This window comes from Verrucomicrobiota bacterium (assembly GCA_016871495.1).
GTDB lineage: Bacteria > Verrucomicrobiota > Verrucomicrobiia > Limisphaerales > VHDF01 > VHDF01.
The window spans coordinates 24,768-38,484 of record VHDF01000021.1 but is presented as its reverse complement, the minus strand read 5'-3'; the positions used below and the strand labels follow the sequence as shown (position 1 = coordinate 38,484).

Genomic DNA, 13,717 nt, shown 5'->3' with positions numbered 1-13,717 from the left:
GGAGTGGAACGGAAGGTGGCGGCGTCGAAATCGCAGCAATTACGCGCCGCCCCGCACGCCCACCGCGGCGCGGTGTTGGACGAAATCGCGAATCACTTCGATTTCTTCATCCCCGGCGATGGTGTGGACCTTGTCGAACTCTTTCCAAGCAATCCGGAAACCCGCGTTCTGCAATTGGTGGACTTGCTCACGCACCGCGCGACAGGGCACCAATGGATCCTGCGTGCCGTGAGTGAAGAGGAAGGATTGTTCCCGGGCGATGGGAGACATCTCCGCGATGAGTTTGCCGGGCTCATGCGCATAGCCACTGATGCCGACGAACCCAGCCAGCCGATGCGGGTAGCGTGCAGCGACCTCGAGGCACATCAGACATCCTTGGGAAAATCCGAACAAAAAGATATGGCTGGGAAGATGCCCCGCCCGGCGTTGCGCGTCCAGCAACTCGAAAAGCGCCTGGCGGCTGCGTTCAATGCCCGGACCCGGATTTCCGGCGAAATCGTACCAGGAATAGCCGCCGAAGTAGGCATCGGGGGCGTTCACGAGCAGATAATGCATCCAGGGAAACCGCAGCGCGTCCGGCAGCCAGCGATATCCCTCCATGCTGTCACCCAATCCGTGCAGCACGATCATGAGGCGGTGATCGTCGCCGGATCGGGCCTTGATGAACTCGGTTTCAAGCATGGCCATCACTCTAATCCGTCCCCGCCGAATTGCCACTCCCGGCGAGACGTTTCAGGTCCTCGGGGGTGTTGATGTTGGCGAGGCGAAACATCCAGGCTTTGGGCAGGGGCACTTCCACGGCTCCGGTTCTCCGGGAAAGTTCCTGAACAGACCGAACTCCTTCTTGAATCAACTCCAGGACGCGCCGCCCCATTTTCGCGGGCAGCACGATGGGAAATCCCACCGTGCCCTGGTGCCGAACCACGCGCGGTTTGGATCCCGGTCCTATTCTGCGGACCATGCGTTGCAACAGGGCGGCGTGGATCAATGGCATGTCGCAGGCCAGGAAAACCACCCACGTTTGCCTTGAGGTGAGGAGGCCGGTGGCGATGCCCCCGAGGGGGCCGCACCGTGGCACTTGATCGTGCGCGATGATTCGGCAGGGCCATCCGGCTTCAGCGGCGGCGTGTTTTAGGTGACTGAGAAAGGTCCGGCCGCGCCATTGCAAACTTGATTTGGGCCGGCCCATGCGCGTGCTGAGTCCGCCCGCCAGGATGCAGACAGCGATCTCGCCATCGAGCGCTTGGAGAGTCGCTTGGGGTTTGCTAGGTTCGAGCGCAGCCATGGAAAACTTGCCCCTCTTCGCCTTGTTGCAGCTGCGGCTGCTCGACTACGCGGTGATCGCCCTTCTCATTGTGGCGGTTCATTCCTGCTTGCCCTCGCCGCGTGATCCAAGGCCCGAGTTGCGGCGGCTGAGGCGCCGACTGGATTTGCTCATGGCCCATCAGGGCATCGAGGTGCCTTCGCGCGTCTCCACGGAAGTTCAGACACTGGCCCGAGATCCGCGCCGAAAGATCGAGGCGATTCGCCTCCACCGCGACCAGACGCAATGCGGCCTGGCCGAAGCCAAAGAAGACGTGGAGGACTTCATTGCCGAGTGGAAGGCCAGCAGCAAAGGTTGATCATTGGACAACGTGGTCAGGCATCGCGCCAGCCGCCTATTCCGCGCCATCCAAAGGTCGCCGCGGCTTGTACTTTTTGACCAGTGCCTGCACCGCTTTGAGCGGCTTCATCCCGCCGGTGCAAGTCGGATGGGACAGGGACGCAGACGCCGCGCACACGCCGGTCAACAGGCACTGGCCGATGTCCCAACCCTCGTGCAATCCGAGCAACGCCCCGGCACAAAATGCGTCACCCGCTCCAGCCGTGCCCGCGATATACTTGCCCGGCAATTGCAGGGAGGATTGCCAATAATCGCGTCCATCCCGTGTCCGGGCAAACGCACCTTCGGGAAAGTGGATGATGACGACCTCGCGCACTCCACACTGAAGGAGTGCGCCGGCGGCATGTCGCAGGGCCACGGTGTCCACGCCCCCGTCGGAGGTGCGAATGCGGAAACCCGCCGTTTTGCCGGCCTCGAGCTCGTTGAGCACGCAGTAATCGACGAACTTCAACGCGGGCGTGACCAGGCGCCCGAAACGGTCGCTGTCCTCGCTCACCACGTCGACACTGGTTTTCATGCCCGCCGCTTGGGCGGCGGAAAGAAGCCCGGCCGCCTTGGTTCCAAACTTCTTGTCTTCCGCGTCCAGGGCGTCGAGCAGCAGGATGTAACCGAGATGGAAAATGCGCGCCTTGATCTTGTCAAAATCCAGGTCGACACCGGTCCAAAGCGCGTTGGCACCACGATTGTGGAAGAACGTGCGGCGGCCATGGCCGATCTCCGTCATCACATCGGTGTAGGAAGTGGGGGCTTTGGTGGTCGTGGCGAGGTGCCGGGTATCGACCTTGTGTGCCTGGCAATCAGCCAGGATTTGCGCTCCGAGGGTGTCCTTGCCGACCAGCCCCGCGGCGTAGAGCGGAAAACCGCAACCCATCTTGGCCAAATCGATGAGCACGTTGTAAGGGGCGCCTCCGGTGCCTTGGGCTTCGCCCTGGATATTGGCCAATTGCTCGGGCTGGGGATAAACGTCGATGAGCTTGACCTGGTCGATAATCCAATTCCCCCCGCCCAGAACGCCTCTCCGGGCCGCCGCGTTGCTCGTTCTCATACCTGCGTTGTCGTTTCGATCATTGCCGCCCCGGGAGCATTTCCCCGTGGCGCTCCTGGAGACGTTAAGGCTTGGTGCCGGAATTGTCTCTACCGATTTTCGAGCCGGATGTTGCGATAAAACACCTCGGAACCCTCGCATTGCAGCAGAATCTTGCCTCGTCGCGGCCAGACTTCCCGAGCTTCGTTGACCTTGACCCCGTTCAACCAAATCTCGATCCGGTCTCCCTCGCATCGGCACTCCAGTTCGTTCCATTGACCCGCGGGAAACTCCACGTCCGCCCTCCCTCGAAAATCGAACTCGCCCCGCCAGCGCGGATCCTTCGCGAGCCAGTTCACCCGGCCCCAGCGTTCCAAGCTCCGTGGTTCTCCCCGCGGATCATATCCTCGCCAGCCCTCCGCGTCGGCCTGATGGCTCGCGCGATATCGAAGTCGCGGGTGAATGGGTTCGTGATCGTGGCCCCGGATGAGGAGAAAGTCGCCGGTGGCACCCTGGAAGACATTGCATTCGATGGCGGCCATGAAGGCGCCTTGGCCATCAAAGCTGTTGCCATCGGAACCCGTGGCATGCAGAAACACGCCCGAATCTCTTGCTTTGCCAGTCCGGCCACCCCACGCCGTGTTCGTCCGTCCCCATTTGAATTCCAGGCGCAGCCGGTAATTCTCATACTCCTCGCGTGTCGCCAGATAACCCAGCCCGTCGCCGGAAATCCGAATGGCGCGGTCCATCACGGTGAAAACGCGACGAGGATCCTCCTGGCGCGTGTCCACCAGCCAGGTGTAGAACCCCGACAAGTCGCGCCCGTTGAAGAGCGGTCGATCGGGCCGGACGGAAGGCAGGGCGCATCCCGCCAACACCAGGGCCAGACACGCTCCGTGCCAGCGTCCGGTCTTCAAGGGAGGCGCACGGGACGCAGCCAGAGGTTGCGATAGGCGACGGGTCCGTGGTCGCCTTGAAGCATCAGGGGCCCCCGTGGTTTCTCGTCATGCTCGAAAGTTGCGGACCGGGTCGGACCGCTCAGTTCGACGTTGCGATGAACGAGGATGCCGTTGTGAAGCACTTGGACGAAGCGCGCGTTCTCGATCTTCCTGCCTTGGGCGTCGAACCGCGGTGCGCGAAAGACGACGTCGAACGATTGCCATGCCCCCGGCGCCCGGCTTGCGTTGACACGCGGCGCGTGGCCCTCGTACCCCTTGCCATTCGCCCACCGCTCATAAATCCCGCCGCAGTCCGAGGATTTCGCCGCCTTCACGCCCCAGCTGTCGAGCACTTGAATTTCATAACGCCCCTGAAAATAAACTCCGGAGTTCGATTGCTTCGGGACGCAAAACTCGATATGCGCTTCCACGTCGCCATGCTCCAGGTCGCTGACCAGATTCACGGTGCGCCCCCGGTCCCCGTTGACCAGCAGGCCCTCGCCGGGCCGGATGGCAAAAAGTTTGGCGTCGATGGGATCGAGTTTGACTCCGCCCGAGGTGCGCCAAGCCCCGTGCGGCCCGCGCCAGCCCGCGAGACTCGAGCCGTTGGACGGCTTCTGGGCTCCGGGAGGGGAGTGGGCACAGCCCGGGGCCAGCAAGAGCAGCAGCGCCGCCAGGGCGATGCTCGCGCCGGGAAACCAGGAATCCTCTCGATCGGTTTTCATGGGCGATGGGTTACCACAATCAGCCTCTTCTAACCACTCCAACCTTGCCGAGTTCCCCATGCCTGCCGAACCTCAACTGCAAATCCTCCTCTGGGTCGTGGTGGCCGTGGTCGGATTGGTCGCCTTGGTCGGACGATGGAAACTCCACGCTTTCCTCGGCATCATTCTCGCGGCGGTGGTGGTGGGACTCGGCTCCGGCATGCCGATGGCCAATATCGCGAAATCCTTTCAGGAAGGGGTGGGCGCCACGCTGGGATTCATCGCGGTGGTGGTGGGGTTGGGAACCATGCTCGGCAAACTGCTGGCTGAGTCGGGAGGTGCGGAAATCGTGGCGAACCGGCTCATCGGCGTCCTGGGAAAAAACTACCTTCCCTGGTCTCTGACCCTCGTGGCTTTCATCGTCGGGCTCCCCGTGTTTTTCGGCGTGGGCTTGGTGCTGTTGATTCCGATTCTGAAGTCGCTGTCCGCCGAGACCCGGCGGCAGTTGGGCTGGCTCGGACTGCCGGTGGTCGCCGGGTTGTCGGCCTCGCACGGGTTGGTCCCCCCCCATCCCGGACCCATGGTGGCCATTGACCGGTTTGGAGCGGACATTGGGCGCACCATTTTCTATTCCGTTCTGGTCGGCCTTCCAGCCGCGGCCCTGGCCGGTCCCGTTTACTTGAAGTGGATTGCGCCGCGACTGGGTTTGGACACTGAAGTCTCGGCGGTGGCCGGCACCGAGGCACAGCCTCAGGAACCCGTGGCGCACCCGCCAAGTTTTGCCTCCGCGGCGGGAATGATCCTGATGCCCATCGGATTGATGCTGCTGGGAACCTTGGGGACGGTCTTCCTGGCGAAAGGACATCCCTGGCGAGCAACGCTCGATTTTGTGTCGAGCCCGCTGGTAGCCATGACCGCTTCGGTGTTGGTGGCGATGGAGCTCCTGGGGCGGCGGTGCGGTTTTTCGAAGGAGCGGATCCTGGCCATCTTGGAGGGGAGTGTGGGACCGGCGGCGAGCATCTTCCTGGTGGTGGGAGCGGGAGGTGGATTGAGCAAGGTACTGGACGCCAGCGGCGCCTCGAAAGTGGTGGCCGACTTGGCGCAGCAGGCGGCGATTTCGCCACTACTGCTCGGCTGGATCGTGGCGGCGGCCATTCGCATCGCCGTGGGATCGGCCACCGTGGCCATCACGCTGGCGGCGGCGATCCTTGCGCCGGTGGTGCAAGCGGCACCGGGTTTGAACAAGGAGTTGCTCGTGATTTCGATGGGGGCGGGGTCATTGATTCTGTCCCACCTGAACGATGGCGGTTTCTGGTTTGTGAAAGAGTACCTCGGTCTGAGCGTGAGCCAGACCTTGAAGAGCTGGACCGTCCTGGAAACCATCATCTCGGTCGCCGCCCTGCTGTGCGTTCTCGCCCTGGCGCAGTGGGTGGGCTGATTCTTTTGGGTCGGCGAAGAGGGCACGGGATGGACCGGAAAAAAGGAGTCATCCTAGCGTGCGCCTTCCGTGTCGCAGACCAGCCGCGGCGTCCTTCCTCGACCGTGCGGCAGAAGGGCACCATCAGCTTGAGATTGGTGAGGCCCATTTGCTCGCGGACCTTCTTCACCGCGCGGCATTCCAGCGCAAACCCGGCCTGATAACGCGGATGATCGTAACGGCTCGCGCCGCGGAAACCGATCATCGGATTCTCCTCGACGGGCTCGAATGCAAGTCCGCCCACGAGATTGGCGTATTCATGGGTCTTGAAGTCGCTCAACCGCAGAATCACATCCTTGGGGTAAAACGCGGCGGCGATCATCGCCACCCCTTGGGCGAGTTGATCCACAAAGTACTGCGGCTTGTCCGCATAGGCGCGAGTCAGTTGCCGAATCTGATCTTTGACGGGGCCCGCTTCGAGGGTGTCAAAGTTGACGAGGGCGAGCGGATGCACCTTGATGGAGTTGGCGATGATGAATTCCTCGCGGGCGAGGCCGACGCCATCGTTTGGAATGAACGAGAGCGAGAAGGCCTCCGCGGGATTGGCCACGTTCATCATGATTTGGGTTCGGGGACGGGGGAGATGCCGGAGGGACGTTCGGCTCACTTCGAAACCCAGCTTCCCGCCATAGACGAAACCCGTCTCGCCTTCGGCGCAACTCACCGTGACCATCATGCCATCCTTGAGCACTTCCGTCCCGTGTTCGCTGCCCACGATGGCGGGCACGCCGAGTTCGCGGCTGACAATGGCCGCGTGGCAAGTTCGCCCGCCCCGGTTGGTCACAATGGCGGCGGCCTTCTTCATGATCGGCTCCCAATCCGGATCCGTCTTGTCCGTCACCAGGACTTCGCCGGTCTTGAATTGACCAATGAACTGCGCGCTGGGAATGACCCGCACTGGACCCCACGCGATTTTCTCGCCCACGCTGCGCCCGGTCACGAGCACGGGACCTCGTTGCTTCAGCCAATAGGTCTCGATGCTCTCCGGTGCCTTGCGCGATTGCACGGTCTCAGGCCGTGCTTGCACAATGAACAACTCGCCGGTGTGGCCGTCCTTGGCCCACTCGATGTCCATCGGCGTGGGACGACCGCGCTTGGCAGAATAGTGGTCCTCGATGAGACACGCCCAACGCGCAAGTTGAAGGATCTCGTCCTCTTCGATCGCGAATTTCGCCCGGTCGCCGGGTGGCACCGGCACATTCTTCACCATTTTCCCTCCGCCGATTTCGTAAATCAGCTTGAATTCCTTGGTGCCCAGTATCTTTTGCAGGATGGGCCGATGCCCGGTCCTGAGGGTCGGCTTGAAGACGCAATACTCGTCGGCATTCACCGAGCCTTGAACCACATTCTCTCCGAGGCCATAGGCGGCGTTGATGAGTACGACGTCGCGAAAGCCGGTCTCAGTGTCGAGAGTGAAGATCACTCCACTCGAAGCCAGATCGGAACGCACCATGCGCTGCACCCCGATGGATAAGGCGACCTGGAAATGATCGAATCCCTTGTCCGTGCGATAAGAGATGGCCCGATCGGTAAAGAGCGAGGCAAAGCTGCGCTTGCAACAATCCAGGAGAGCGCGATGCCCGCAGACGTTGAGATAGGTCTCATGTTGTCCGGCCACGCTGGCGTCGGGCAGATCCTCCGCGGTGGCACTGCTGCGCACCGCCACGTCCGCCGGTTGCGACGAGGAGGCATGCCAACGGTCGTAGGCGGACGTGATCTCCGCTTCGAGGTCGGGGGGAAGCGAGGCGGCGAGTAAGGCGTGGCGAACGCGTGCGCCCCGCTGGCGAAGGTTTTCCATGTCGCGGGTGTCGAGGCCTTTGAGGATTTCCCGGATCTTCGTGTCCAGTTCGGACTGGCGGAGAAAGTAACGAAACCCCTCCGCGGTCACGGCGAAGCCGTCTGGAACCTTCACTCCCTTGCCGGTCAGTTCGCGGAACATTTCGCCCAGGGACGCGTTCTTGCCGCCCACCAACGGAACGTCCTCGATTCCGATCTCGCGAAACCATTTGATGAAGCGCCCACGTGCTTCGGATGCGGTTTTCGATTTCGTGACGCGGCCAAGCTTGCGACGTGACGAGGGAGAGGCCGCGTGCGTCGGGTTTCGCGGAGGAGATGATGAGGATGGCGAGGGCATAAGACTTCGATTGTCGCTGGTGGAACCCTCTTCTGGATCGATCCGCCGGGCTTCCCTCGTGTTGTTGAACTCAGGCCCTTTTTTGAAGACGCTTCACGATGCGTGAGCGCGGCCGGCCGGGTGTGAAAAGTGGTCGGACGGACTTGTTTTGCGATGGAGGGTGGTTACCTTAGCCATGTCTTTCACCCCTCCTTTTTGCACCATGAGAAATTGCCTTTCTTTCTCGAGCGGACTTCGTCCTGCGAGGCTTGCTTTTACCCTGATTGAGCTTTTGGTGGTCATCGCCATCATCGCGATCTTGGCCGGTATGATTCTGCCGGCGTTGAGCCGGGCCAAGATGCGCGGCGAACAAACCTACTGCTTGAACAACATGAAGCAGTTGGGTCTGGCGATCGCCATGTATTCGCCCGATTACGCCGAGAAGCTCCCGCTTCCCAAGAACTGGGGTCGGGCGTGGGGAGAAGGTTTCGCGAAGCGCACCGACCCGGTCTGGATGCCCGAGTTGCTGGAGCCTTATGTGGGCAAAAACGCCAACAAACCCACGAACACGACCTCCACGGCGAAAACCACCAATCCCGGCAAGAATCTTTACACTTGCCCCTCCGGCATCAAGACCAAGGAACCTGAGGTTCCACTGTTTGCGAACCTGCTCAAAGGCAACGATCACGTCACTTATGTCTGGAACCACATTTATCTGAAGGCCAACGGGAGCTACGAGGAACGAATGCCGATCAGCGGGCGGCCCTCGAATCAAATCAGCAATTCAAGCACGGCGGTGCTTTTCTGGGAAATGCCCTATTGGAACGCCCATCGTTCCGCCCATCGCGGCGGGCTCAATCTCGTTTATGCCGACAACCATGCGGCCTACGAGAAACGCAATCCGAAAGAATATGACTGGTGGGCCTTCCACAGCCGGAGGGGCTGGGACGGAGAGTAATCAGGCGCCGTAGGCTTCCATGCCGGCGCAGGTGCAAACGAGGTTGCGATCGCCAAAGACGTTGTCCACCCGCCCCACGGGCGGCCAGTATTTGAATTCGAGCAGCCAAGGCTTCGGATACGCGGCTCGCATGCGCGAATACGGATGATTCCACGTTTCCGCGGCGATCATGTCCGCGGTGTGGGGGGCGTTCTTCAACACATTATCAGCGGGATCCGACTTCCCGGTTTCGATCTCCTCAATTTCCGCGCGAATCGCGATGAGGGAATCGCAGAAACGGTCAAGTTCCTCTCTCGGCTCACTTTCCGTCGGCTCAATCATCATGGTCCCGGCGACAGGCCAGGAGATGGTTGGCGCATGAAAGCCGTAATCCATCAACCGCTTGGCGACGTCCTCGACCGTCACGCTCTTGAAGGGACGCAGATCGAGAATGCACTCGTGAGCCACCCAGCCTCCCGGCCCGGCATACAGCACCGGGAAATGATCCTTGAGGCGATGGGCGATGTAGTTGGCGTTGAGGATGGCAACCTGGGTGGCTTGCCGAAGCCCCTCCGCACCCATCATGGCGATGTAAGACCAGGAGATCGGCAACAGACTGGCGCTGCCCCAAGGAGCCGCCGAGACCGCGCCGCCCCGCGCCATCTCGTCCGGGGCCACCACGGTGTGGCCGGGCAAGAAAGGAGCCAGATGACGGGCCACTCCGATCGGCCCCATGCCGGGTCCGCCCCCACCGTGCGGAATACAAAAGGTCTTGTGCAAATTCAGATGGCAAACGTCGGCGCCCATGTCCGCCGGCCGGCACAACCCCACCTGGGCGTTCAGGTTGGCCCCATCGAGATAAACCTGGCCACCGTGCTGGTGGACGATCTCACAGAGCTCGCGCATGGTGGTTTCGAAAACTCCATGGGTGGAGGGATACGTCACCATGATCGCACCGAGTTGTGCGGCGTGCTGGCCCGCCTTGGCGCGAAGGTCGAGCAGGTCGATGTTGCCCTGCACGTCACAAGCCACCGGCACCACGCGAAAACCGGCCATGACCGCGCTTGCCGGGTTTGTCCCGTGGGCCGAGAGCGGAATCAAACACACGGTGCGATGCGGTTCCCCCCGGTTTCGATGCCATTCCCGAACCGCCAGCAGTCCGGCATATTCGCCTTGCGATCCGGCGTTGGGTTGCAAAGAAATGGCGGGAAACCCGGTAATCTCGGACAGCCAGGCGCTCAGATTTTCAAAAAGCTCTCGGTAACCCCGGGTCTGGTCCGCGGGAGCAAAGGGATGAAGCTGGGAGAAGCCCGGCCATGTGACCGGCATCATTTCGGTCGTGGCGTTCAGCTTCATCGTGCATGAACCCAGTGGGATCATCGAAGTGGTCATCGACAAATCACGGGCCTCAAGGCGTTTCAAATAGCGAAGCATCTCGGTCTCCGAACGGTGCCGATGAAAAACAGGGTGCGTGAGGAACGGGGACTGCCGGACCAGGGACTCGGGCCAGGGATTCTCCGACCGCGCTCTCTTGACGAGTTCCTGAATTTGAAAAGGAAGCCGGGACTCTCCGTGGAGGACACCCAGCAACGTTTCCAGATCGGACGGGGTCGTCCCTTCGCCCAAACTGATTCCAAGCGAGCCAGTGTGGATGAGCCGGAGATTGCATTGGGCGTCAGCCGCGCGTCGCAGCACCGCCGCCGCATCCGGATGCTCGATCCTCACGGTGTCGAATCGTGGACAACCTTCGACTCGCAGGCCGAGTTGACGAGCGCCCTCGGCGAGGGCTTGCGCCAGCGAGCGCAATTCAAGGGCGATGCCGCGCAAGCCTTCCGGACCGTGATACACCGCGTAGGCGGAGGCCATGTTGGCGAGCAAGGCTTGGGCCGTGCAGATGTTGCTCGTGGCCTTCTCGCGGCGGATATGCTGTTCGCGGGTGCCCAGCGAGAGACGCAGCGCGGGTTTGCCCCGGGAGTCTTTGGAAACACCCACCAAGCGTCCGGGCAACTGGCGCTTGAACGTGTCTCGCGTGGCAAAGAACGCGGCATGGGGCCCGCCAAAACTCAGCGGAACGCCGAATCGTTGGGCGCTGCCGATGGCGGCATCCGCTCCGAATTCGCCCGGAGGCTTGAGGATCGCGAGGGCAAGCAGGTCGGCCGCGACGGCCACCAAGGCGCCGCTCAAGTGAGCATGTTGAGCCAGCGGGGCATAATCGTGAATCGCGCCGTACGTGTTGGGGTATTGCAAGAGGACCCCGAAAACGTCCGGACCGAAGGGCATGGCGCCGGTGGCCTCGACGCGGGTTTCAATGCCCAGCGCGCGGGCGCGGGTCTGCACCACTTCGATGGTCTGCGGATGACAGTCGTCGGCGATCAGGAAACAGTTTCGGCCCTCGCCCTGCTTCAGCCGGTGGAACATCATCATGGCTTCGGCGGCCGCGGTGGACTCGTCGAGCATGGAAGCGTTGGCGACATCCAACCCGGTGAGCTCGGCCACCAGGGTTTGGAAGTTGAGCAACCCTTCCAGCCGCCCTTGCGAAATCTCGGCTTGATAGGGCGTGTATTGGGTGTACCACCCCGGATTCTCCAAAATGTTTCTCTGGATCACGGAAGGGGTGAGACATTCGGAATAGCCCATGCCCATAAAGGAGCGATGGACTCGATTCGAATCCGCCAGTGCCCGCAGCCGCCTCAGCGCCTCGGCTTCGGTGCAAGGGGCAGGCAAGTGCAGCGGACGATCGAGCCGGATATCCGCGGGAACCGTGGCCCGGGTCAAGGCGTCCAAGGACGCCAGCCCCAGAGTTCCCAGCATGGCATGGATTTCGTCGGGCCGTGGTCCGATGTGGCGGAACACAAATTCCGCGCTCGAGAGAGGTTGCGGCGGGTGGGGCTGCGGAGTTAATGCTTGCGGCATGCGTGGAAACTAAAAATCGAATCCACTTTTGCAAGCGGCTTCTCTGACTGGAGAGAAGCCACGGTGCCTCCCGATGTTGCCGGTGATGCCGGTAGGGCGCGTCCGTCCCGGCGCGCCGCCGGAGCGTGATGTTTTGCATCCAGTGGGCGGCGGGCTGGGACAGGCCCGCCCTACCAACAACATCGGGATACACGGGAGAAGCCATTGGGGCCTGGGGTCGCGTGAATTCACCATTCGAGGATGTCGAACGGCAGTTCAAACCAAAGCCCGTTGAAATCAAACTGCATGACCGGCGGGTCCATTTGCAGGCGATACCAACGCACCTCGTTGCGGGGTTGGAGCAGGCCGAGGATTTCGTTGAAACCTTCCGTCTCCAGGGCCAGCACGTGGTAACGGCCCTGCCGCAACTCCGCTCGTTTCATGGCGAGAAGCAACTGATCTCCGTCGGCTCTCGATGGCCTCACAACCCAGATCTCGGCTTCGGGCAGTTTCGTCGCCAGTTTGTTCAACTTGGCCACACTGCATTCGCCACATTCGACCCACAAAGCGGGTCGCATCGTGTAGTCCAATTGCGCCAGATCCGGCACGAATGGAACCGAATCCAGGTGCAAGTCAGTTTCAACCTGAATTCGATCCCTGTAGAAAAAAAGATAGGCCAGGGCCTTCAAGACGACGTGAACGGCGGTCTCGGTCTCGTGCTCGCCGATGATGATCTTCGAGGGGAGCGGGCGGCGGGAATCCTCACTCAAAAGCCGAAACGCAAACTTCGAACTCAAGGCTCCACCTCCACCGGAATTCCCGACCGCACCAGCCTTGCCAGATGCTCGGCATTCCAATTCGCCAGCCGGAAGCATCCGTGACTTTCCGTTCGACCCACTTCCTCCGGCCGGGGCGTGCCATGAATGCCGTAGCCGGGACGGTCCAATCCAATCCAGGCCGTGCCGACGGGATTGTTGGGGCCGGGCGGGAGGGTCAGCTTCCGTCCCAAGGCGCGCGCCTCCGCCGACTCGGGAAAGTTTTCCGGGTCGAAGGTGTAGTTAGGAGGAACCGCGATGTTGAGCACGTACAGGCGGCCCAGCGGACGCTTCTCCACCTTTCGGGCGATGCTGCACGGATAGTGGGCGATCAAACGCTCCGAAGCGTCAAAGGCCGCCAGCGATCTCGATCCAAGTCGAATGCGGATCGAGACTGCGGGAAGGGTTGCCGCGGGAATCGCGACGCTTGGCAAAGCCACAACGCCGCCCAAAGTCAACTGAGCCCAGTCGGTTCCTGGATTCATCCGCTGCAGCAGGGCGGGACTCGCAAGCCGGCGTTCGGCCAGCGATTCCAGGATCGTTTCATAACCCAGCGAAGTTTGCTGAGATTTCCCCAGCCAAGTGGGGCTTGTGGGTTGCAGATCCGCAAGGTCGTTGGACGAAATCGTGTAGAGTTCCTCCACGGCATGGCTCAACGTCAAACGAGCGCGCGTGGCCGCATCCATCTGCCCGGTCGGGGGAATTCCTTCCCGGGATTGCCACGCGATCAGCGCGGCGCGGGTCTGGCCCCCCCACACTCCATCGATGGACCCGGGCGAAAACCCGAGGCGGGCCAACGCCACCTGGATTTCGAACGGGCTGGCCGCCGGTCGAGGAAAGCCGGTGGACAGCAAAGACGACACCGACGGACGCCATGACAGGTTGGAAGAGGCGGAAAGGTTCCCGAGAGTGGCGGCGGACGTTCCGGGGATGGCCGCATTCGTCAAAACAAATCGCGGGTCGGCTTGGAATGAAGGCAGAACCTCGGAGGTCTTCTCCAGCGGGGTCCGTGCCGGAGGAGAAGGACTCCGAGATGGATCAATGGGATGAAGTCCCACCTGCACTTGGGAAGTTGCCGCCGCATTCGTCTGTGGGGAAGCGATCGGACCCGCACTCGGGCCTGGGGGAGGCGCGTTGGAGGAGGTGAGTCGTGT

12 protein-coding genes and 1 pseudogene are annotated in these 13,717 nt (G+C 61.8%); 4 read left to right on the top strand and 9 right to left on the bottom strand.

All coding sequences use genetic code 11. The features are described from left to right. Positions 1 to 39: 39 nt before the first annotated feature. Positions 40 to 687: a serine esterase gene (locus FJ404_06865; protein MBM3822591.1), complete on the bottom strand. Its 648-nt coding sequence runs from the start codon at positions 685 to 687 to the stop codon at positions 40 to 42. Positions 688 to 691: 4 nt separating this feature from the next. Continuing rightward, positions 692 to 1,285 carry a molybdenum cofactor guanylyltransferase gene (locus FJ404_06860; protein ID MBM3822590.1) on the bottom strand — a complete coding sequence of 198 codons (594 nt, stop codon included), beginning with the start codon at positions 1,283 to 1,285 and terminating at the stop codon, positions 692 to 694. Here FJ404_06860 and FJ404_06855 point away from each other — a divergent pair. Continuing rightward, positions 1,284 to 1,622, top strand: coding sequence for a hypothetical protein (locus FJ404_06855; GenBank protein ID MBM3822589.1), 339 nt, complete (start codon positions 1,284 to 1,286; stop codon positions 1,620 to 1,622). The two genes, FJ404_06860 and FJ404_06855, sit on opposite strands and share 2 nt — an antisense overlap. Positions 1,623 to 1,658: 36 nt before the next feature. Here the strand turns inward: FJ404_06855 and FJ404_06850 are convergent, their stop codons facing one another. The 3 genes from FJ404_06850 to FJ404_06840 all read right to left on the bottom strand — a co-directional run bounded on the left by FJ404_06850 (position 1,659) and on the right by FJ404_06840 (position 4,350). Further along, positions 1,659 to 2,708, bottom strand: coding sequence for a carbohydrate kinase family protein (locus tag FJ404_06850; protein MBM3822588.1), 1,050 nt, complete (start codon positions 2,706 to 2,708; stop codon positions 1,659 to 1,661). An 89-nt stretch (positions 2,709 to 2,797) separates the two neighbouring features. Continuing rightward, positions 2,798 to 3,628 (bottom strand): DUF1080 domain-containing protein, encoded by an 831-nt coding sequence (locus tag FJ404_06845; protein ID MBM3822587.1) that lies wholly within the window; start codon positions 3,626 to 3,628, stop codon positions 2,798 to 2,800. After that, complete coding sequence (locus FJ404_06840) at positions 3,601 to 4,350, bottom strand: DUF1080 domain-containing protein (GenBank protein ID MBM3822586.1); 750 nt, start codon at positions 4,348 to 4,350, stop codon at positions 3,601 to 3,603. Before FJ404_06840 ends, FJ404_06845 begins: the two co-directional genes overlap by 28 nt. On the opposite strand from FJ404_06840, the gene FJ404_06835 reads away from it, so the two are divergent. Further along, positions 4,136 to 5,767, top strand: coding sequence for a permease DsdX (locus FJ404_06835; GenBank protein MBM3822585.1), 1,632 nt, complete (start codon positions 4,136 to 4,138; stop codon positions 5,765 to 5,767). The genes FJ404_06840 and FJ404_06835 overlap by 215 nt on opposite strands. On the opposite strand, the gene ppsA is transcribed toward FJ404_06835, so the two are convergent. Continuing rightward, the gene (gene ppsA, locus FJ404_06830; GenBank protein ID MBM3822584.1) at positions 5,712 to 7,940 is read right to left on the bottom strand and encodes a phosphoenolpyruvate synthase; all 2,229 of its coding nucleotides are present in this window, start codon (positions 7,938 to 7,940) and stop codon (positions 5,712 to 5,714) included. The genes FJ404_06835 and ppsA overlap by 56 nt on opposite strands. A gap of 202 nt (positions 7,941 to 8,142) precedes the next feature. Here ppsA and FJ404_06825 point away from each other — a divergent pair, with 202 nt between their 5' ends. Next, on the top strand, positions 8,143 to 8,877 hold the full coding sequence (locus FJ404_06825; GenBank protein ID MBM3822583.1) for a DUF1559 domain-containing protein: 735 nt from the start codon (positions 8,143 to 8,145) through the stop codon (positions 8,875 to 8,877). Here FJ404_06825 and gcvP read toward each other — a convergent pair whose 3' ends face one another. Beyond that, entirely contained in the window at positions 8,878 to 11,769 is a 2,892-nt protein-coding gene (gene gcvP, locus FJ404_06820; GenBank protein ID MBM3822582.1) for an aminomethyl-transferring glycine dehydrogenase, read from the bottom strand. It abuts the gene before it with no gap. A gap of 73 nt (positions 11,770 to 11,842) precedes the next feature. On the opposite strand from gcvP, the gene FJ404_06815 reads away from it, so the two are divergent. Then, positions 11,843 to 12,043 carry a hypothetical protein gene (locus FJ404_06815; GenBank protein ID MBM3822581.1) on the top strand — a complete coding sequence of 67 codons (201 nt, stop codon included), beginning with the start codon at positions 11,843 to 11,845 and terminating at the stop codon, positions 12,041 to 12,043. On the opposite strand, the gene FJ404_06810 is transcribed toward FJ404_06815, so the two are convergent. Together FJ404_06810 and FJ404_06805 are read right to left on the bottom strand one after the other, a co-directional pair. Next, positions 11,997 to 12,623 (bottom strand): YaeQ family protein, encoded by a 627-nt coding sequence (locus tag FJ404_06810; protein MBM3822580.1) that lies wholly within the window; start codon positions 12,621 to 12,623, stop codon positions 11,997 to 11,999. The genes FJ404_06815 and FJ404_06810 overlap by 47 nt on opposite strands. After that, a pseudogene (locus FJ404_06805) lies at positions 12,542 to 13,503 on the bottom strand (murein L,D-transpeptidase). The gene FJ404_06810 and the pseudogene FJ404_06805 overlap by 82 nt, the downstream one beginning before the upstream one ends. Between the last annotated feature and the right edge of the window lie 214 nt (positions 13,504 to 13,717).